At 58.2% G+C, this 19,612-nt stretch carries 16 protein-coding genes and 1 tRNA gene; 9 read left to right on the forward strand and 8 right to left on the reverse strand.

Translation table 11 applies throughout. The annotated features are described in order from the left end of the window. Nucleotides 1–287 precede the first annotated feature (287 nt). The 5 genes from ylqF to NW843_RS11675 all read left to right on the forward strand — a co-directional run bounded on the left by ylqF (nucleotide 288) and on the right by NW843_RS11675 (nucleotide 6,044). Nucleotides 288–1,139 carry a ribosome biogenesis GTPase YlqF gene (gene ylqF, locus NW843_RS11655; protein ID WP_414523021.1) on the forward strand — a complete coding sequence of 284 codons (852 nt, stop codon included), beginning with the start codon at nucleotides 288–290 and terminating at the stop codon, nucleotides 1,137–1,139. 245 nt (nucleotides 1,140–1,384) lie between these two features. Next, on the forward strand, nucleotides 1,385–1,750 hold the full coding sequence (locus NW843_RS11660) for an NAD(P)H-quinone oxidoreductase subunit M (protein ID WP_011432289.1): 366 nt from the start codon (nucleotides 1,385–1,387) through the stop codon (nucleotides 1,748–1,750). Nucleotides 1,751–1,830: 80 nt separating this feature from the next. Beyond that, a complete protein-coding gene (locus tag NW843_RS11665; protein ID WP_011432290.1) occupies nucleotides 1,831–2,256 on the forward strand; it encodes a DUF2996 domain-containing protein in 426 nt (141 codons plus the stop codon). Between the two features lie 545 nt (nucleotides 2,257–2,801). Continuing rightward, nucleotides 2,802–4,277, forward strand: a complete 1,476-nt coding sequence (glgA, locus tag NW843_RS11670) for a glycogen synthase GlgA (protein ID WP_011432291.1) — start codon at nucleotides 2,802–2,804, stop codon at nucleotides 4,275–4,277. 159 nt (nucleotides 4,278–4,436) lie between these two features. Further along, nucleotides 4,437–6,044, forward strand: coding sequence for a glycoside hydrolase family 57 protein (locus NW843_RS11675; protein ID WP_011432292.1), 1,608 nt, complete (start codon nucleotides 4,437–4,439; stop codon nucleotides 6,042–6,044). 297 nt (nucleotides 6,045–6,341) lie between these two features. Here NW843_RS11675 and ilvB read toward each other — a convergent pair whose 3' ends face one another. Further along, nucleotides 6,342–8,138: a biosynthetic-type acetolactate synthase large subunit gene (gene ilvB, locus NW843_RS11680; RefSeq protein ID WP_414343257.1), complete on the reverse strand. Its 1,797-nt coding sequence runs from the start codon at nucleotides 8,136–8,138 to the stop codon at nucleotides 6,342–6,344. Between the two features lie 214 nt (nucleotides 8,139–8,352). On the opposite strand from ilvB, the gene NW843_RS11685 reads away from it, so the two are divergent. Together NW843_RS11685 and NW843_RS11690 are read left to right on the forward strand one after the other, a co-directional pair. Continuing rightward, a complete protein-coding gene (locus NW843_RS11685) occupies nucleotides 8,353–9,930 on the forward strand; it encodes a phospholipid carrier-dependent glycosyltransferase (RefSeq protein ID WP_414523022.1) in 1,578 nt (525 codons plus the stop codon). 109 nt (nucleotides 9,931–10,039) lie between these two features. Further along, entirely contained in the window at nucleotides 10,040–11,104 is a 1,065-nt protein-coding gene (locus NW843_RS11690; protein ID WP_011432295.1) for a Gfo/Idh/MocA family protein, read from the forward strand. Between the two features lie 339 nt (nucleotides 11,105–11,443). Here NW843_RS11690 and NW843_RS11695 read toward each other — a convergent pair whose 3' ends face one another. Together NW843_RS11695 and NW843_RS11700 are read right to left on the reverse strand one after the other, a co-directional pair. Next, nucleotides 11,444–11,671: a Uma2 family endonuclease gene (locus NW843_RS11695; protein WP_414408210.1), complete on the reverse strand. Its 228-nt coding sequence runs from the start codon at nucleotides 11,669–11,671 to the stop codon at nucleotides 11,444–11,446. A gap of 32 nt (nucleotides 11,672–11,703) precedes the next feature. Further along, nucleotides 11,704–13,422, reverse strand: a complete 1,719-nt coding sequence (locus NW843_RS11700) for a transglutaminase domain-containing protein (RefSeq protein ID WP_414523023.1) — start codon at nucleotides 13,420–13,422, stop codon at nucleotides 11,704–11,706. A gap of 342 nt (nucleotides 13,423–13,764) precedes the next feature. On the opposite strand from NW843_RS11700, the gene NW843_RS11705 reads away from it, so the two are divergent. After that, nucleotides 13,765–14,622 (forward strand): sulfite exporter TauE/SafE family protein, encoded by an 858-nt coding sequence (locus tag NW843_RS11705; RefSeq protein WP_414523024.1) that lies wholly within the window; start codon nucleotides 13,765–13,767, stop codon nucleotides 14,620–14,622. A gap of 54 nt (nucleotides 14,623–14,676) precedes the next feature. Here the strand turns inward: NW843_RS11705 and pheA are convergent, their stop codons facing one another. The 4 genes from pheA to sppA all read right to left on the reverse strand — a co-directional run bounded on the left by pheA (nucleotide 14,677) and on the right by sppA (nucleotide 18,573). Then, nucleotides 14,677–15,663 (reverse strand): prephenate dehydratase, encoded by a 987-nt coding sequence (pheA, locus tag NW843_RS11710; RefSeq protein ID WP_414523025.1) that lies wholly within the window; start codon nucleotides 15,661–15,663, stop codon nucleotides 14,677–14,679. 13 nt (nucleotides 15,664–15,676) lie between these two features. Then, nucleotides 15,677–16,045 carry a late competence development ComFB family protein gene (locus tag NW843_RS11715; RefSeq protein WP_414330167.1) on the reverse strand — a complete coding sequence of 123 codons (369 nt, stop codon included), beginning with the start codon at nucleotides 16,043–16,045 and terminating at the stop codon, nucleotides 15,677–15,679. A gap of 183 nt (nucleotides 16,046–16,228) precedes the next feature. After that, complete coding sequence (gene alr / locus NW843_RS11720) at nucleotides 16,229–17,491, reverse strand: alanine racemase (RefSeq protein ID WP_414523026.1); 1,263 nt, start codon at nucleotides 17,489–17,491, stop codon at nucleotides 16,229–16,231. Between the two features lie 44 nt (nucleotides 17,492–17,535). Next, nucleotides 17,536–18,573 carry a signal peptide peptidase SppA gene (gene sppA / locus NW843_RS11725; RefSeq protein WP_414389255.1) on the reverse strand — a complete coding sequence of 346 codons (1,038 nt, stop codon included), beginning with the start codon at nucleotides 18,571–18,573 and terminating at the stop codon, nucleotides 17,536–17,538. 262 nt (nucleotides 18,574–18,835) lie between these two features. On the opposite strand from sppA, the gene NW843_RS11730 reads away from it, so the two are divergent. Further along, nucleotides 18,836–18,908 (forward strand) — tRNA-Ala (locus tag NW843_RS11730). A gap of 304 nt (nucleotides 18,909–19,212) precedes the next feature. Here the strand turns inward: NW843_RS11730 and NW843_RS11735 are convergent. Beyond that, nucleotides 19,213–19,491, reverse strand: a complete 279-nt coding sequence (locus tag NW843_RS11735; protein ID WP_414523027.1) for a hypothetical protein — start codon at nucleotides 19,489–19,491, stop codon at nucleotides 19,213–19,215. Between the last annotated feature and the right edge of the window lie 121 nt (nucleotides 19,492–19,612).

A 19,612-nucleotide genomic window follows, 5' to 3' on the forward strand; every position in this document is an offset into this window, starting at 1 on the left:
CAGTGCTCTCTTTTGGCTCAAATGAAAGATCAACACAACCTAAAAAGATAATGGTATAGCATGCAGGGATCCATGTATCCCGACGCTAACCCTGCGGGTAGAGCGCGGGGCTTGTTGCCCCCGCACCCCCGTTGGTTAAACATTAGGTTGCCCAGGAAAGGGATCCCAGCGGCACTCACATTGTATTATTGGCTACTTCAGCCGGCAGGTCGAGCCTCTTTTGGGGAATCGGGCTAGATTGGATCCCACTGTTGATTTCTGCTGTCCACTTCTAGGGTTCTGGCGGCATGAGTTCTCCGGCCATCCAGTGGTATCCCAGCCACATTGCCAAGGCGATCGGCCAGTTGCGGGAAGAGTTGCAGCGGGTGGATGCAGTCATCGAGGTGTTGGATGCGCGGATCCCGTTGGCCAGTCGTCATCCTGAGCTGGGCCGGTGGCTGGGGGAAAAACCTCGCCTCCTGGCTCTGAACAGGGCGGACTGCATTGAGGCCAGGGATCTGAAAGCTTGGCAGGAGTATTTTTTACGGCAAGGGATCCCTGTCTATCCCACCAATGGCCGCTCAGGAGAAGGGGTGAATCGCCTCAAGCAGGCGGTCTTGCAACTGGGGCAATCGGTCAATATGCGGCGTCAACAGCGGGGAATGCGACCGCGGGCCGTTCGGGCGGTGGTGGTGGGCTTTCCCAATGTGGGCAAATCTGCTTTGCTGAATCGACTGTTGGGGCGGCGGGCAGCTGAGAGCGCAGCACGTCCTGGGGTGACGCGGCAACTGCGGTGGGTGCGGCTGGGGGGAGAGTTGGATCTGTTGGACTCGCCGGGCATCCTACCGCCCTCTCTGCCGGATCAACAGGCGGCCTCTCTATTGGCCATCTGCGATGACATCGGCGAAGCGGCCTACGATCCCGAACGGGTGGCGGCCCACTTTTTGGATCAAGTGCTGAGGGTGCAGCCCCAAGCCGGATCTCTCTTGCAAAAGCGCTACGGTTGGCCGGATCCGATCCCTCCCGGTGGTGCCGCAGTGCAGGAGTTGGCCGAGCGGCGGTATCAAGGGGATCCTCAACGGGCAGCACGGCAAATTCTCAACGACTATCGCAAGGGCTTGCTGGGGCCGCTGGCCTTGGAACTCCCTCCCAAGGCTTGAGCCCCTTAGAAGAAATCACGAAAGAAAGTCACGTTGTTGCTATGGGCAGGGGAACCGCAACGCTGTCGCGATAGGCCGCTGTGGGAACTTGCTCACCTCAATGTGCAGGCGCTCCAGTAGGGGAATAGCAGCGGGCATAGAAAAAGCTTGGGCCGAAGTAAGCCGAGGGCAAATAGCGGATCCCCCACAAGCGCTAGGTAGTGATACGCTGTTTATCAGGTTAGATCCGGAGCGGAGCCATCGCAATGCTGAAATGCACCACTCGCCACGTCCACATTTTTGCCGGTGAAGTTACTGCCGACAACAACTTCGTGCCCCGCGACGACCTGTTTACCCTCGATGTGGATCCGGACAACGAGCTGGTCTGGACTGATGCTGCGCTCCAGAAGGTCTATGCCCGTTTCGAGGAACTGGTGGAAGAGTACCGAGGGCGAGATTTGACCGAGTACAACATCCGCCGCATTGGGTCTGACCTGGAACATTTCATCCGCTCCCTGCTCAAGCAAGGGGAGATTGCCTACAACCTGCAGGGGCGTGCCCCCAACTTCAGCATGGGCTTTCCACAGATCCCTGCTGAAGAAATTGTCGGCCAATACATCCCCAAGGGCTAGCTCTTTGCCGGTTCTGGACAGAGTTTTTGATTGTTCTGCATCTAAGGCTTTTACCCATCTGATTGTCGGAGCGTTTCCCCATGTCTGGAGAACCCACCCCCGAGGCCGCTGCTGCCGAGAAACCCGCTGAAGCTGCCAAGCCTGCTGCTGAGGATTCCCCCAAAGCCGCTGCGAAAAAAGTTGCTAAGGAAGAAAAGCCCTTCGAGCAACAGATCACGGAAGAGGTGATCCCGGCAGCCATTGCGGCTTTTCAAAAGCGCGGAGTCAGCGATCTGGAGCTGCGCCTGGAAGGCAAGACGCTGGTCGGCGCGTTTGCAGGAGGCAAGAAGCAATTTAGCGTGCTGTTTGCTGAGGGATCCTTGAATGGCCGCAAGTTCTTCCGCTGTACCACCGAAGGATCCCCGGCCAGCACCATCGAGTCTTTTATGATCGACGAGCGGCGCGTGGATGTCAACCTATTCGTGTTTTATTTGGTGCAGCGCCTTTACGCTCAGCAGTGGTATTGAGTTCGCGTGACCTTCAAGGATCCCTGGCTACCCCTAGCCGGAGAGAGTAAGCCTGCTCGCAAGAGACGAGGGGAGGTGCAGCTGGCTGCAGTTACCGTAAAGCCGGGATCCATCCGGCCATGTTCTTTGGCATGCCCACGATCCCAGAACGGGCACCTTGGCTGCCGCCTTCCCGGAAGATGAGCTGCGCACTTGGCTCGAAGAACGGTACCGCCCCAGCGGGATCAGCCGTTCATAGTCGCGTTTCAGGTTAGGGTGAGAGGCCTGGGCTACTGATGGCGCCAGCGGGACGGAGTCCTTGAAAAGCCTTCTGGCCCCGTGCATTCAACGTTTCTAGTTTGAATCGAAATACCCATAATTGCCCAGAGGGCTGCTCCCGTAGATCAGGTTCCCCGGCAAACGGCGCAGCTGGGGCTCGAACCCGGTCGGCCCAGAGGTTGTTCCCCAGTGCAGGGATCCCTTGCCATTGGGAGGGATGTTCTGTCGAGGCCAAAAAGATTATCGTTTGTAAAGAAAGCTAAGGCGGTGCTACGGGAGGTCTCGAAATGTACATCGTGCAGATTGCGTCTGAATGCGCCCCGGTTATCAAGGCGGGGGGACTGGGGGATGTGGTGTACGGCCTCAGCCGCGAGCTGGAGGTGCGGGGCCACTGTGTCGAGCTGGTTTTGCCCAAGTACGACACGATGCGCTACGACCAGATCTGGGGTTTGCACGACGCCTATCGCGATCTCTGGGTGCCCTGGTACGGGGGAGCCATTCACTGCTCGGTGTACTGCGGCTGGGTGCATGGCCGCCTTTGCTTTTTTATTGAGCCTCACTCAGGAGACAACTTCTTTAATCGCGGGTGTTATTACGGCTGCCCGGATGACAACATGCGTTTTGCTTTTTTCAGCAAGGCGGCTCTAGAGTTTCTCCTACAAAGCAACAAGCGCCCCGACATCATCCATTGCCACGACTGGCAGACAGGGTTGGTACCGGTGCTGCTGTTTGAGATCTACAAGTACCACGGCATGGGAAACCAGCGGGTGTGCTACACCATTCACAACTTCAAACACCAAGGCTTTGGCGGCCCAGAGATTCTTTGGGCTACCGGCCTCAACCGCGAACCCTACTACTTCCACTACGACCGTTTGCGCGATAACTTCAACCCCTTTTCTCTCAACTTTATGAAGGGGGGAATTGTTTTTTCCAACTTTGTCACTACGGTCTCTCCCAATCACGCGCTGGAGGTGCAATTTGGCGACTACGGCTATGGACTTGGCCATACCCTCTACTTGCACCGGCACAAGTTTCGCGGCGTTTTGAATGGCATCGATTACGACATTTGGAACCCGGAGATCGACCGCTTTATCCCCGTGCGCTACACTGCTCAAACGCTGGAAAATAAAGCTAAAAACAAAAAAGCTCTGCGGGATCGGCTGCTACTGCAGGATGTTGACAAGCCTATCGTGGCCTATATCGGGCGATTGGACGAGCAAAAGGGCGTGCATTTGGTGCATCATGCCATCTACCGCTCCCTGTTCAAAAATGCCCAATTTGTTCTGCTGGGATCCGCTACGGAGCGAGGGATCGGCGCTTGGTTTGCCCACGAGAAAAGCTACCTCAACAACAACCCCGATGTTCACATTGAGTTGGGCTTTAACGAAGAACTTTCCCACCTTATCTATGCGGGGGCAGACATCATCGTAGTGCCCAGCCACTACGAACCCTGTGGACTCACTCAGATGATTGGCTTGAAGTATGGCACAGTTCCGGTGGTGAGAGGAGTGGGTGGCCTGGTGGATACCGTCTTCGACCGCGACTACGATCCCCACAAATTGCCCGAGCAACGCAACGGCTACGTCTTTTATCACACAGATCCAGCTGCTTTGGAGTCGGCTCTGGATCGGGCCATCGACCTTTGGTACACCGCTCCTGACCAGTTCCGTCAACTGCAGATTCAAGGCATGAGCTACGACTACTCCTGGAACTATCCTGGCAAGGAGTATCTGGAGATCTACGACTTCATTCGTCACCGCTGAGCCCAACAGCGATCCCCAGCGATCCCAGCTCTTGACCCCAAGGACGAAATGCTGGACGATAGGTAGCAATCTTGGGCTTAACCTTCTCTACAGATTTGCTGCTGAGAAGGGTAAGTCTGCTCCGTTATCTTTCCCTGTCTGTAAGGATCCCCGGCTGCCATGGGTTATCTCGCCTTGGTACTCCACGCGCACCTGCCGTTTGTGCGCCACCCTGAGCAAGACTTTGTGCTGGAGGAAGAATGGCTCTACGAAGCCATCACGGAGACCTATGTGCCGCTGCTGCACATGTTCGAGGGGCTACAGCGAGATGGCATCGACTTTCGCTTCACCATGTCCCTGACGCCGCCCTTGGTGTCGATGCTGCGGGATCCCTTGCTGCAGGAGCGCTACGACCACTACCTAACCAAATTGGAAGAGCTGGCCCAGCTGGAGTACGACAAAAACGCCACCAACGGCCACATTCGCTACCTGGCGGAGCACTACATCAAGCAGTTTGCCATGGTGCGGGATCTCTGGGAGCGCTACGACCGGGATCTGGTGCGGGCCTTTCGACAGTTTCAAGATAGCGGCAACCTGGAGATCATCACCTGTGGGGCTACCCACGGCTACCTGCCCTTGATGCAGATGTACCCGCAGGCAGTCTGGGCACAGTTGATTGTAGCTTGTGAGCACTACAACGAGCACTTTGGCCAATGGCCGCGGGGGATCTGGCTGCCGGAATGCGCCTATTACCAAGGGCTGGAGCGGATGATCGCCGATGCTGGCCTGCGCTACATGATCACCGACGCCCATGGTCTTCTCTACGCCAAGCCCCGGCCTCGTTACGGCATGTACGCCCCTATTTTTACCGAGACCGGCGTCGCCGTTTTCGGGCGGGATCACGAGTCTTCGCAGCAGGTGTGGTCGGCAGAGGTGGGCTATCCAGGGGATCCGGTTTACCGCGAGTTCTACAAAGACCTGGGGTATGAGGCCGACTACGAGTACATCAAGCCTTACATCATGCCCAACGGCCAGCGGAAAAACACCGGCATCAAGTACCACCGCATCACCGGGCGCAACCTGGACCTGGGGCAAAAGCAGCTTTACGACCCCTATTGGGCGCGGGAGAAAGCGGCAGAGCATGCGGGCAACTTTATGTTCAACCGCCAGCGGCAAATCGAATATTTGTACAGCGTCATGGGCCGCCCGCCGCTGGTGGTGGCCCCCTACGATGCGGAGTTGTTCGGCCACTGGTGGTACGAGGGCCCTTGGTTTTTGGATTTTCTCATCCGCAAGAGCTACTTCGACCAAAACACCTACCGCATGACTCACCTGGCGGAGTACCTGCGGGAGAACCCCACCCAGCAGGTGTGCAAACCTGCCCAGTCCAGTTGGGGGGCGCGCGGCTTCCACGAGTACTGGCTCAACCCCACCAACGCCTGGATCTACCCCCACCTGCACAAGGCCACCGAGCGGATGATCGAGCTGAGCCGTCGCGAGCCTGCCGATGACCTAGAGTGGCGAGCCTTGAACCAGGCAGCCCGAGAACTGCTGCTGGCTCAATCGTCTGACTGGGCTTTTATCATGCGCACAGGGACGATGGTTCCCTATGCAGTGCGCCGCACCAAGTCCCATCTGCTGCGCTTCAACCACCTCTACGAGAAGATCAAAGAGGGTCAGTTTCGGCGAGAAAAAGCCACCCCTGAAGAGGAGCAGTGGCTGGCCAAGGTGGAATACATGGACAACATCTTCCCCAATATCAACTACCGGGTTTACCGACCCCTCTAAGCCGGTTGGGCAGGTCTGGAGGGTGCCTGCTTCCGACCGCCAGAGACACCAGAGGCAGAAGTTTCCGGCTACCCTCCTTGAGGGGATCGAGCTACCCCAGGGCAGGAGGGATCCTCCGTTCGTTGCGCTGATCCCAACCTTCCTCTCCTTTTGGGAAAGGGGCAGGAGTCGCTCGTGTTGGCCTCGCAGAGCGCTCAGGGAGCGTTTTAATCTGGCTTGTTCAGTAGCCCCGATATCCCCGAAGACTCCCTGCTGCTGGGGCCCGCCTTCCCCAGCCGGATGGCCAGGCCACCGATTCTAGAGCTTGGTGCCGCACTCGGCGCAAAACTTGTGCAGGGTGGGGTTTTTGGTGCCGCAATTGGGGCAGTAGATCAGCTCGGCGGCTTGTTCCAGTTGCCGCTTCTCCGGCAGCCCGATCATCTGATAGTTAGCTTTGCCGGCAGGCACCATCGGGTAGCAGTTTTCGTCCCGCTTGACCACAAAGTCGGCCACTACCGGCCCCTCGTGCTTGAGGATCTCCTGGATGGCATCTTCCAGTTGATCGGGGTGATCGACGCGGATCCCTTTTACCCCAAAAGCCTCGGCTAGCTTGACAAAATCCGGCATTCCGGGAGACATATCCGAGTGGGAGTAGCGCTCGCCGTGGAAGGCCTGCTGCCACTGCCGCACCATGCCCTGCCAGCCGTTGTTGATGATGGCCACTTTGGTGGCAATGCCGTACTGAGCCACTGTGCCCAGCTCTTGCATGTTCATCTGGAAGCTGGCATCGCCACTGATGCAGATGACTTCTTCGTGAGGCAGGGCTACCTTGACTCCCATCGCCGCGGGGAACCCGTAGCCCATGGTGCCCAGCCCAGAACTGGAGATCCATTGGCGCGGCCCGTTGCGCAGAAACTGCGCCGCCCACATCTGATGCTGGCCAACATCGGTGGTGTAGTAGGCGTGGGGAGCATGACGACGAAAGGCATCGATCACCTGTTGGGGGGCAATCACGCCTTCGTAGCTGGGCACCTGCAGGGGATAGTCCCGCTTCCAGCGCTCGATCCGATCCAGCCAGGCCTGAGTTAGGCCTGGAGTAGAAGGCATTTTGCTCAGTTGAGCCAGCATCTCCACCAGAACAGTGCGCACATCCCCTACAATCGGCACATCGGGCGCACGGTTTTTGCCCACCTCGGCTGGGTCGATGTCGATGTGAATGACTTTGGCGTGCTTGGCAAATTCATCTAGCTTGCCGGTTACGCGATCGTCAAAGCGGGCCCCCACCGCAATGAGCAGGTCGCACTCGGTGACGGCGAAGTTGGCATAGGCCGTGCCGTGCATGCCCAGCATCCCCACCGACAGGGGATCGTTCTCATCGAAAGCCCCTTTGCCCATGAGGGTGGTGGTCACCGGGATCCGATAGGTGTGGGCCAGCTCGGCAATTTCGGCGTGGGCACCGGAGATGATCGCCCCACCTCCCACATACAGCAAGGGCCGCTTGGCCTGCAGGATCAGCTTGGCCGCTGTGTGGATTTGCCGTGGGTTGCCACGCACGGTGGGCTTGTAGCCGGGGATGTTGATCTCGCTGACGGGTTGATAGTCAAACTCTTCCAGGCCCACATCTTTGGGGATGTCGATCAGCACCGGCCCGGGCCGCCCTGTCCCGGCAATGTGAAAAGCCTCTGCCACGATCCGAGACATTTGGCGCGGATCCCGTACCACGTAGGAGTGCTTCACAATGGGCAGGGTGATGCCAAAGATGTCCGTCTCCTGGAAGCCGTCGGTGCCAATCAGATGGCGAGGTACCTGCCCAGTGATGACCACCATGGGTACAGAGTCCATCATGGCGTTGGCGATGCCCGTCACCAGGTTGGTCGCCCCTGGGCCAGAGGTAGCAAAACACACCCCCACCTTGCCAGTGGCGCGAGCATATCCGTCGGCGGCGTGGGCAGCCGCTTGTTCGTGGCGTACCAGGTAATGTTTGAGCAGCCCCTGAGACTCGGCTTTGTACAGCTCGTCGTAGATGGGGAGGATGGCTCCCCCCGGATAGCCAAAGATGTGTTGCACCCCATGCCGGTGCAGGCTGTCCACCAACGCATATCCACCAGTCGCCACGGTGTCTCCTCCCCACTGAGATGACCGAACGTCAAACGCCCGCTCTCAGGAGCGCCAGCGCAGACAGGGTACTGGCCAGAAGTTGGCCAACTTTGTATTCAATTCTACAGTCTAGCAGTGGTTTGCTTTGGAATCGCTTAGGCTTTCACGGTCGGCTAAAGTAACACTGGGGATCCCTGGGGATCCTCGCCGGAGTGTTGAGAGTGCCCTATCCATGACTGGAGAGCCAACCCCCATTGACCCCGGGCCGGAGCGGTCTCAGGGCAGCTTGCTGCTAGCTGTGCCCATCCTCGGATCCCCGCACAGTGCTGTGGGATCCCGACAGTGGCTGGTATGGGGAGCGCTGGGGATCTTTCTGGTGGGCCTGGGGCTCCGCCTATGGCGGCTGGACGAGTTCCCGGCCCCCGTATTCGATGAGGTGTACTTCCCGGAGTTTGCCCAGAATTACTTGGATGGTAAGCCTTTTTACGATGTGCATCCCCCCCTGGGAAAGTACTTCATTGCCCTCAGCATTCGGGTGTTTGGCCGTAACGAGTGGGGGTTCCGCTTCGCCACCGCTTTTTGCGGATCCCTGATCCCTCTGTTGCTGACCGGTTTAGCCTACCGCCTCACCTACCACGTGGGCTTTGCCCTGTTGAGCGGGGCTTTGCTGCTGACCGATGGGGTGTTTCTAGTGGAATCCCGCTTTGGCCTGATCAACGTGTATCTGGTAGCCTTTGGGCTGGCAGCGACCATTCTGTTGCTGAGAGGTCTAGAAGACCAAGGTTGGCGACGGGCTGCTCACTTTGCTTGCTCCGGGATCCTGTTGGGGGCGGCAGCTTCGGTGAAGTGGAATGGCCTCTGGTTTACCTTCATGTTTGCTCTGTTGGGGATCCTCGTCTGGGGGGTGGTCTGGCTGCGCCCGCAGTGGATCCCACGGTTGGGCATTTTGAGCCAGATTCGTCATCTGCGCTGGTGGCACTATGCGTTCTGCTTCGTCCTCGCTCCGCTGGCCTTTTATGCCATTCAGTGGATCCCGCACCTGCAGCTGAATCCCCAACAGGGACTAACTCTGGATTGGAGCTGGACGGGCATCCAGAATTATTTCCGATCCCTGGTGCTCATCAACCAATCCATCTACGGCGGCCACATGGCAGCCCACCTGGTGGTGAACGAAGAGACCCCTGTTCACCCCTACTGCTCCACCAGCTTGCGATCCCTGGTGGCTTGGTTCCCGGCTTTGCGTCCTTGGCTGACTACGCCCTTGGCCTCGGCAGGAGCTTGGTCCTGGCCAATTCTGGGCCGCCCCGTGGCCTACTACTTCGGCAGTCAGGGCAACCTCTGGCAAGCTGTTCATGGCTTGGGCAATCCTTGGCTGTGGTGGCTGGGGACGGGATCCATCTTGGTGCTTGTCTGGCGAGGGATCCGCCACTTTCACGGTCTCGAAGCCTTCATTTTGATTGGCTATGCGGCCAATTACCTGCCTTGGTTTAGGGTCAGCCGCTGCGTTTTTATCTACCACTACATGAGCGCTCTGGCGTTTAGCACCCTAGCCCTGGCTTGGTTGGTGCTGCTGGGCTGGCAGAGCTATCGCCGCTTTTGGCGCGGGGCGAGCATCACGGCGGTGGCCTTGGTTTTGGCGTCCTTTGTCTTCTTTTTCCCCGTTTGGCTTGGCCTGCCCCTCAGTCCAAGCGGATTCTACGCCCGCATGTGGTTTCGCTCTAGCCCGGTGCCGCTGTTCTGTTTCAGCCCCCAATCCTGCCAACAGCCCCCGCTGCACCTGCCGCCCATCCCCGGCTTGAACTGGATCTAAGGGAGGCATGGTAAGCTTTGTGAAGTTTGTTTCGTGAAATGCGGCGCTCCGTTACCGAAAGATGGAGCGAGGTTCGCGAAACCCTTGTGGTGGAGGTAGTGGAAACGTCATGGCCCGATCTTGCCCGAGTTCTGCCAACTCTCCCCGCCGTCCACTGGCTTATTCAGAGCAAGCTGTCCCGGTTGGGGTGATCGGGGTAGGCAACATGGGCCAGCACCACACCCGCGTTTTCAGCCTGATGAAGGATGTGCGGGTCGTGGGGGTAGCGGATATCAACGTGGAACGGGGATTGGATGTGGCCAGCCGCCACCGCGTTCATTTCTATGAGGACTACCGCGATCTGCTGCCCCATGTAGCTGCCGTGGCCATTGCCGTGCCGACGGTTCTGCACCACGAGGTGGGTATGGCCTGCCTGGAGGCCGGGGTACATGTGCTGATCGAAAAGCCCATCGCTGCCAGCATCAGCGAAGCAGAATCGCTGGTGAACCGAGCTGCCGATTGCAATTGTATTTTGCAGGTGGGGCACATCGAGCGCTTCAGCCCTGTTTTCCAAAAGCTGGGCCAAGTCTTGCAAAGTGAAGAACCTCTGGCTTTCGAGGCTCACCGTCTCAGCCCCTATTCCGACCGCGCCAGCGATGTGTCGGTGGTATTCGACTTGATGATCCACGACATCGATCTGTTGCTGGAGCTGATCCCATCTCCCGTGACCCAGATTACCGCCAGCGGCAACCGCATCTCCAAGCTGGGCTACCTGGACTACGTCACGGCTACTCTCACTTTTGCCAACGGTGCCATCGCCACCCTCACTGCCAGCAAGGTCACCCACCGCAAGGTGCGCAAAATTGCCGTCCACTGCAAGAATGCCCTGGTGGAAGCAGATTTTCTCCACAACGAGATCTCGGTGTACCGCCAGGGATCCGTCGGCAGCACCAGCGACTACGGCCAAATGCCCTACCAGCGGGATTGTTTGATTGAGAAAGTCCACACCGACAATATCGACAAGCTGCATGCCGAACTGGAGCACTTCATCAATTGCGTGCGGGGGGGCAACCAACCTTCTGTGGGTGGGGAACAGGCCCTGAAAGCATTGAGGCTGGCCTCGGAGGTAGAGCGGATTGCTTTGGATGGATGTGCCTGGAGCGAAGCCAAGCCCCGCCGTAGTCTCCTATCCTAGTCTTTAACGCAAGCCCCAGATGGGGGCAGAGCCCTGTTGTTGGCCCATAGCCATTCCAGCATCAGGCTGGGGAAGAAAAAGCGACATTCGCGCCCGCGGAGTGCAGCTCTATTGACAGCTCCCCATTCGGGTGGCAGCTTTTCGAGCGAGCAATGGGGCTCCCACCAGACTCAGGCAAGAGGTGGCATCCACAGCTGTGAAATCGGGCACGCAAGCCCCGGCAGCAACGGCGAGTCCAATTCGAGTCCAATTCATCTTTCCCAAGCAAGTTTTGATCAACACCAACTGCCTTTGCTGACGCCGGTAGACTTCCACTTGTTGCTGTTGCCAGTCCACCACTCAATACTCCTGTAGCCCAAGCCGACTGTAAAGCTTGAGCTTAGTTTGCTTATCTTGGCCAATATTGCGAGCTCCAGGGCTCAGCACTTCTACCGCCGATTCTGGGGCACTGTGGAGTTTGCCATCCGCCCCTAACGCTGTTCTCAGCCGAGAGCGGCTTACCCACACCACATCAGGAGCCACATTGTTATCTTCGGCAAAAATCACTCCCGGAGCAGTGTTGGCCAATCTCAGGCCCGTTTTCTCACTCTATTCGCCTTTCAAATTTCTTCTAAGATGCGAAACTGCACATGGTTAATGGCCAGCTCCCCAATTGAGGCTTGGTCGGTGTTGATCGTCTCGAAAGGGATCCCTTTGGCGATCTCGGCATGGGTCCAGGGCAAGCCCATGAAGTAGCGCTGCGAATAGGGGCGCTCCCCCCGATCGTCGGGGTTCGACTCCATCGGCACCCAACCCCAGCCGGGCAGATAAAACTCAATCCACACGTGGTTGTACTGGGGAAACAGCGGGATCCCTTTCAGTTCTGGATGGGGAGGACATTTGTAGCGCCCCACCGTGCGGCAAGGGATTCCATTGAGGCGGGCCAAAGCCAACAGCACCCCCACATATTCGCCACAAGAACCGGAGCCACGCCGCAAAACCTCATCCGGCGGATCAATGCGAGAGGTGACCCGGTAGGAGAGCTTGTCGTAAACATAGGCCCGGATATTGAGCATTTTGCGCAGCAAGTTGGTCTCGCTGCCAACGGCCAGCCGCGCTGCCTCTCGGACAATCGAGGTGTCCATGGCCAGGTAGTCATCGTCCACCAAGTAGCGATCCCGCAGCTCCCTGGGCAAAACGGCAGCCTCTACATCCAGTGGATCGATGCAGTACTTGATACTGTAGAGATCCAGCACCGCCCGCCAGCCAAACAAGCGCACCTCATGGGCCCCCAGGGATCCCAGCGAAAACACCGCCACCTGTTGGCCAGATTGCTCTTCCACTTCAAACGGCAGACCTACCCAGTGCAGGCTGCGCACCCGTTGGCGAAGGCTGTTGCAGGGCAAGGCAATCCGCCAGACCAAATCGGGCAGGAAGCGCGGCTCTTCTTGGGCAATTTCTTCCACATAGGTCAGCTCCACCCGATAGCCGTGGGAGAGGGTGTAGGTGGCGCGTTCCCCCAGACGCTGGGGCTGAAAAACTACCGGACAGGCAATGGGGGAATCCTCGGCCTCGGTTCCACTGCCGCCAGAGGGGTCGGGGGAGCTAGGGGGATCCAAAGGCCGCAGGCGTAGGGGGGCCACCCAGGTTTTATCGCGCAGGGCCACCGACAAGGGATCTGGAGCGTTGGGGTTGTCGTGGATGTAGGCTTCTTCGTGGGCATAGGCCACCCAGAGTTGCCCCCGCCAATGGGCCAAGCCTGTCGGCCCAGGAGAAGGGGTGAGGATACGGGCCAGTTCTCGCCCGGTCTGGCGCTCCAGCACGTAGATCGTCTCTTCCACCCGATCGCTCACCCAGAGGTAGTCTCCCTGCACCGCAATCTGTTCTCGGCCAACCCCAGGGGCGGGCATCTCCTGCACAATAAGGCCACGGCTGGGATCCAGTTGCAGGATTTTTCCCCGTCGGTAGCAGGTGGCATAGAGGTAGCGGTTTCCCGTGTGGGGATCGCTCCAGAGGGCGATCCCTTCGATAGGGTAGGGGCACCTACACACTGGAAAGGCTTCCAGGGATCCCGGTTGCTGCAGAGCGGACATGGGAATGCGCAAGATTTGCCCCTCTTGCTCCCGACTGAGCCAAATCCACGCTTGATCCCCTTCTGACTCTACCCACAAACCGTAAGCGCCTTGGAAAGAATGGACATGGTGGGGGTTGAGCAGCAGGGTGTTGTGCTCTTGAATTTCCACCAAATAGCCCCTCACCCGATCCAAGCCCAACAGGCGATCTCCCCAGGTGGCCAAACCTTCCAAAGCAACCAGCCCCAGAGGTTGCAGAGGGGCCACAGTTCCCTGTTGCCGCCCAGATGGAGGCCACCAAGCAGGCTGGGATCCTCTTGCCGTGGAACCTAGATTTTTCAGAGCACCCAGATCATTTGCCGGATGGATGGCAACCATGAAGGCTTCCTTGCCTATGGATGAAGTTGACATGCTGGCGCGATCTGCACCAAGGCGGTACGACTGTCCAATATTTACTGTCCAACATTATTATGATGCGCCTCTTTTCAACCCCACACCCAAGGCTTCTCGACCGATGTATCCCTGCTAGTCTTGCCAGGACTGGAGAATGTTACGATGATGGCGGCTTTTTGGCCAGCAAGATAGAGCAGCGGTGGGGAGTGGTAGGGGATGGAGTTGGCCTTGGCAATTGGCGGCCTGGTGGCAGGGATCCTGGCCGGGGTGCTGGGCATTGGCGGTGGCGTGATCCTGGTGCCCTTACAGGTCAGCTTGGGGATCCCACCGGTTCAAGCTGCAGCCACCAGCAACCTTTCCATCGTTATGACCTCGATTGCGGGCAGCATCCAAAACTGGCGGATGGGCATGCTGGATCTGAAACGGGTGATCCTGCTGGGGATCCCAGCGTTGCTTACGGCTCAAGTAGGAGCAATTATCGCCAGTCGCCTTCCCAGCTATCTGCTGTTGGCAGCGTTTGGAGTGTTGCTGCTGGCCAACACTTACCTGGTGCAACTCAACAAAAAGGTGGTTATCCAGGCCCAAGAATTGGGGGCTGACGTCAGCAGTGCCGAGCACCTCAGCGGGACGGAGTCCTCAGGACAGATGTCTCCCTGGTTAGCCCGCGCCCTGACCGGTGGCGCTGCCGGTTTGTTGGCCGGGCTGTTTGGCATCGGCGGTGGGGTGATCCTGGTGCCAATGCAGATCCTGCTGCTGAAAGAGACGATCAAAGTGGCGATTCAGACCAGTCTGGGGGCCATTGTAATCACAGCAGTTGCTGCCACCGCCAGCCATGCGGGCCTCAGCGATTGGATCTGGAATGGCCTGGGGTTGGGGGACGGCACTATCCACCAAAATGTGCTCTGGATCCCTGGTTTGATCTTGGGGACAGGGGGGTTAATCGGTGTACAGATTAGCACACGCACCCTGCCCAAATTGCCCGATGAAACCGTCAGTCTGTTGTTTCGGGGCTTCCTGGCCATTCTTTCTCTTTACATTTTTTGGCAAGCCTGGCAAGGTTATCGAGCTCTGTGAAGTGATCCTGGTCTGCCTGAGCGCTCAAGACAGCAGTCCTTGGTCATTTCGATTCTACGTTGGACGTGCTTTCCCCTCAGAGGGCAGGGCTTTTGCTACTTGGGATAGATCCCCTTGTTTGCAGAGGTCATGCACAGGGTAGCTGCCGAAGAGCTTCAAGGTTTCAGCAATTGATTCCAGCGCCGCAACCACCTCGGCATCCAAATAGGGTTGGCCGATAGGGTTCTCCAAATCGACAAAAAAGACATACGTCCCTGCCGATTTTTTGGTGGGGCGCGACTCAATGCGAGACATATTCAGGCCTCGCTCCGCAAACACTTGCAGAGGTTTCAGCAGCGCTCCCGGCACGTTGTGGGGGAGGCTGAAGGCTAAGGAAGTATGGGATCCCCCCGGAGAAGCAGGATCGGCAGAGGTTTCACCCTGTTGACCGGAACGCGAGAGCGGCGCACGGCCAATAACCCAAAAGCGAGTGCAATTGTCGGGGTGATCGTTGATCGGGCAGGCCAAGACCGGCAGTTGGTAGAGGGTGGCAGCTCGTTCTGAGGCGATGACGGCGGCGCTGGGCTGCTCCTGCAGGCGATCCAATTCTTCGGTGGTCGAGCGGGTTGGGATCAAAGTGGCCTGGGGCAGATGGGATCTCAGCCAAGCCTGACATTGGGCCAAAGCTTGCGGGTGGGAGTAGACCTGCTCAATTTGCTCCAACCGCGAGGCACGTCCGATGAGGGCATGGCGAATGGGCAGGATCAGCGCCTGCCGGATCCCTAGCCCCTCCAGTTGCCAGAGGGCGTCTAAGGTCATCGAGACCCCCCCCTCCACCGAGTTTTCCACCGGCACCACCGCCCATTGTTGCTTGCCGACAGCTACCGCCTCTAGACAGGCGCTGATCGTTGGATAAGGCACTAAGGGGTGGGATCCCTGGCTGTGCAGGTGAGGCTGCTCAGGGCAGGCCAGCAAAGCTGCCAACTCTGTGTAGGTTCCAGCAGGGCCGAGGAAGGCCACTGGCGAAGGGGAAACGTTCGCGCTAGCGGAGCGCAGCTCCATCAGAGCCATTCCTTCAATTGTCGCTAGGGGCCAGTTCTAACTCTATCGTCTCGGCGTCGCGCAGCAGCAAAGGACATTCAGGTTCTGGGCAACGGGGATTGGCCGCCACCTTGTCCATGGCCTTCACCACCTCCAACCGGATCAGCCTCTGCAACTCCTGATCCGCTTGAATGGCTTCTAAAGTTCGGAGAGAGCCGTGAAAACTGGTGGCGTATCGAGGCTGGAGGTTGTTCAAAGCCAGGGCGGCAGCATCGTTACAGAATTTCTCGCAGAAGCAGTAGCGCTGTTGACTCTCCATCAGCAGGATTTCATTGACCATCTCCAGAACAGCCCGTTCCATTTGATTTTCCAGGCTCTTCAGAGGCTTATGTTGCTCCGCCATCGCTACCTCCCAATGGGAACCGAATCCGCCGCCAAGTCACTGTTTTCAGTGATCAGGAGTGCCCTCGATTACCTTCGATGCTGCTCTACTCTCTGTTGACAAGTCAAGTCAAGCCCTCTGCTGCCGACGCGAACAGCCTCTGGCCCGCTCCTATCCGTGCTTGAGGCAATCCAATCTGTCGTGTCAGGCATCATCAAAACCCAGAGAATTAACCAACACTCTTGGCAGACGGGCAGAAAGTCCACACAGCAACTCATAGGAAATAGTACCCAACTGATCGGCCCAATCCTGCACAGATAAACCCGCATTTGCCAGATTGGGGCCCAGCAGCTCCACCACATCCCCCACCTGGATATCCGGCCTCTCGGTTACATCCCACATACATTGATCCATCGTGATTGTGCCCACCTGTTGGATCAAGCCGCCGCGCACCCATCCTCGCAGCCAGCCGGAAAGCCGCCGTGGGATCCCATCCGCATAGCCGATGGCCAGAGTGGCAATGCGACTGGGGCGAGAGGTGATGTAGCGATGTCCATAGCTCACGCCAGTTTGAGCAGGCACAGTTTGGATGTGGGACAGCCGCGCCTTGAGCCGCAGAATTGGCTGCAGACCTGGCACCGGCAAGTGAGGGGCAGGGGACAGGCCATAGAGGACCAACCCCAAACGCACACGGGAGTAGTGGAGATGGGTTAAAGCACCGGCTGAGTTATCCAGATGCAGCGCCGGTAAGGGATCCCCGGCTTGGCGGATCTGTTCCACCACCTGGGCAAAGCGGGCGTGCTGCTGTTCCATGACTGGAGAATGGGGCTCGTCCGCCGTCGCCAAATGGGAAAACAAGCTACAGCCTTCCAGCTCCGGGATCCGACAAATCTGCCCCCACACGGCTGCTGCTTCCTTCCAGGGGATCCCCAAACGGGTCATACCCGTATCCACATTGACATGCACCGGGACGGGGCGCCCGGCCCAACGGGCTACCTGGCGCATCAGCGGGATTTGCTCTGCACAGGTGAGGCTGACCTCCAACCGGGCTGCCATGGCCTGCTGTAGTTCTGCCCAGGTATTCAAAGCTCCCAACACCAGAACCGGAGCCTGCAGCCCCGTTTGCCGCAACTCGATCCCTTCGGCCAGGGTGGCCACACATAGCCCCTTGGCCCCAGCCGCAACAGCCACGGGAGCCACCAACTGTGCTCCATGCCCGTAGGCATTAGCCTTCACCACCGCCCAGATCTCCGTATCCGGCGACAGGCGAGCCTGCAATAGCCGCAGATTTTCCCGCAACTGGGCCGCGTCAATTTCCACCCAAGCCCGACTGGTCAACAGCTCCAGGTCAATCGCGCAATCCAGCTCCGCCGAGGGATTTGCCCTCTGGGATCCATTCCCCTGCACTCCCAGAGCAGCTGCTCTCAAAGTGCCCTGCGCCGCCGGCGCGACCGGTTCTCGATTCACCGTTCACCCCCCACACCCAAAACCCGTCCTGATTAGATTTAGGTTTAGCGCAAAGTCCACTCCGGCGCCATCCACAGCAACGGCACGTCTGGGATCCCAACAGCCTCGTTGCTCTCCAACAGCCGGCCCAGCCAAGCGGCTTGCCTTTGCGAGGACAGTCCTTGGCTTAACAGGCGTCGCAGGACTCGTTGGAAGCCCTCTCCCTCACCCGCCGGCGACAAAGAGGGATCCCCGGTCATGCGCCGCAGATCCTCCACCGCCTCCGTGTACCCCCCCAAAGCATCCACCAAGCCCACCTCCACAGCTTGCGCCCCGGTGAAGATGCGTCCATCGGCCAATTGTCGCACCCGGTCTTCATCCAAGCTTTGCCGTCGCGCGATCATCTCTGCTTCCAGCACCTCATCTGCCTTTTCTGGCAAGTGCTGGCGTCCTTGGGCCACATCGCGAATGAACTGCTCGAGGGTATCCTCCACCAAGTTTTGCAGAAGGCGCTGCTCTTGAGGAGTGGCACTGCGGAAAGGAGAGAGAAGGTCTTTGTACTCGCCGGTTTTGAAGGTCTGCGGCTCTATGCCGTAGTTCTCCAGCAACTTACCAAAGCTGAGGCCGCTGATGATAACCCCTATGCTGCCGGTCAGGGTGCCGGGGTTGGCATAGATTTTGTCGGCAGCGCTGGCCACGTAGTACCCCCCACTGGCAGCAATGTTTTCTAGGATAGCGATCACCGGCTTGTCCGCCTCGTGCAGAGCAGTTACGGCACGGTAGAGTTCCTGGCTGGATCCCACAGCTCCGCCGGGACTGTTGATGCGCAGCAATACAGCCTTGACAGAGGGATCCCGTGCTGCCTCCCGCAACTGTTCCACAGGAGAAGTGGGCAGGCCTACCAAAGTCGAACCCCCTGGGCCGCCTATCGTTCCTTCCAGGGTGACCACCTCGATGCGCTCCGCCCCCCGTGCAGCCTCTAAGCCAACCCCGCCTCGGGTAGGCTCTGGGGCAGGGCGCGTGCCCCCGACAATGGCCGCAATAAGGCAGACGACCAGCAAAGAAGCCGCCAAAATGCGGTTAAGCTGAGTTTCTTGTGTCACAGGCCCCTCAATTGCCACTGACTCCGTTCTACCACCCCGCGGGCTTCCTGGGATGCCGGGCAACAAAAGGCTGAGGGCCGAGCAAACCCCACTGTTGCTTCTCCCCGGTTGAGCCATCCAAACTATTGACAAGGATCCTCCCCTTATCTAGTATGGGATCCCAGCACTTTTTACCAATAAGGCAGCTTCTACAGGCTGCAGGTGTAGAATGGAATAGAAAGTTGGATCCTTGAGCGGATTCTGACCTGAAGCAAAGTAAATCGGGGCTTTAGCTCAGTTGGTAGAGCACTTCAATGGCATTGAAGGGGTCAGCGGTTCAAGTCCGCTAAGCTCCATTGATTGTGAGTTGGTTATGATCCAACAGCATCCAAAGCCTGGAGAGTTTCCGGCAGGCCAGGGTTCTGGGACTCTTCAACCCTGGAACCTGCGAAGCTCACCAAGACGGTTAGCCCCGGCGAATTGACAGGCCAAAGGTTCGCCAGCAAGAACCAGGAGCAAAAAAACAGCAGTGGAACAAGGGATCCCCAGCCTTTCCCACAATTCACACCGATGGTGATATCGCTCCGTTCCAATCCAATGTCTTCGACCCAGCAATCTGTGGCCTCGTGGGAAACAGGCAAGGCATAGCGGCAAACCCGGTCATGGTTGCCCCTCTCCCTGGCGGCGGATCAAGAAGCGGATTTCCTGAAGGAGAACCTCAAAGCGTTGATCCGATTCAGCCTGCCGCTGCCTCAATTCTCTCAGCTCCTGCCGCAATTCTCGCACTTCCTGCCTTAACTCCAGGACGACTTCGGCGAGACGCCCTGAAAGGGTCTGCAAGGCAAGCTGAGCATCGGTAACCTTGGCAACTGTATCAGCCACCTTGGTCACAGCTTCGGCCAACTGGACAAATCGCGTCTCAATCTCCTCATTGGTCATGGCCGGGTGTGTCTTGCTTGGCTAATGATCAGCTCATTCTACCCTGCACGGTATGGAGTGTCACTGATACATTCACACTGAACTCTCCTGAACATGGTTCAGGAAAGAAGCGATCGCATCC

It is taken from the genome of Synechococcus sp. R5-12 (assembly GCF_047502655.1).
Taxonomy (GTDB): domain Bacteria; phylum Cyanobacteriota; class Cyanobacteriia; order Thermostichales; family Thermostichaceae; genus Thermostichus.

Coding starts and splice junctions, on each gene's coding strand:
- pheA (WP_414523025.1), bottom strand. CDS start 15,663: ATGGAGCTGCGCTCCGCTAGCGCGAACGTTTCCCCTTCGCCAGTGGCC.
- NW843_RS11735 (WP_414523027.1), bottom strand. CDS start 19,491: ATGACCAATGAGGAGATTGAGACGCGATTTGTCCAGTTGGCCGAAGCT.
- NW843_RS11665 (WP_011432290.1), top strand. CDS start 1,831: ATGTCTGGAGAACCCACCCCCGAGGCCGCTGCTGCCGAGAAACCCGCT.
- NW843_RS11690 (WP_011432295.1), top strand. CDS start 10,040: ATGGCCCGATCTTGCCCGAGTTCTGCCAACTCTCCCCGCCGTCCACTG.
- NW843_RS11675 (WP_011432292.1), top strand. CDS start 4,437: ATGGGTTATCTCGCCTTGGTACTCCACGCGCACCTGCCGTTTGTGCGC.
- NW843_RS11705 (WP_414523024.1), top strand. CDS start 13,765: ATGGAGTTGGCCTTGGCAATTGGCGGCCTGGTGGCAGGGATCCTGGCC.
- ylqF (WP_414523021.1), top strand. CDS start 288: ATGAGTTCTCCGGCCATCCAGTGGTATCCCAGCCACATTGCCAAGGCG.
- glgA (WP_011432291.1), top strand. CDS start 2,802: ATGTACATCGTGCAGATTGCGTCTGAATGCGCCCCGGTTATCAAGGCG.
- NW843_RS11685 (WP_414523022.1), top strand. CDS start 8,353: ATGACTGGAGAGCCAACCCCCATTGACCCCGGGCCGGAGCGGTCTCAG.
- NW843_RS11660 (WP_011432289.1), top strand. CDS start 1,385: ATGCTGAAATGCACCACTCGCCACGTCCACATTTTTGCCGGTGAAGTT.
- NW843_RS11715 (WP_414330167.1), bottom strand. CDS start 16,045: ATGGCGGAGCAACATAAGCCTCTGAAGAGCCTGGAAAATCAAATGGAA.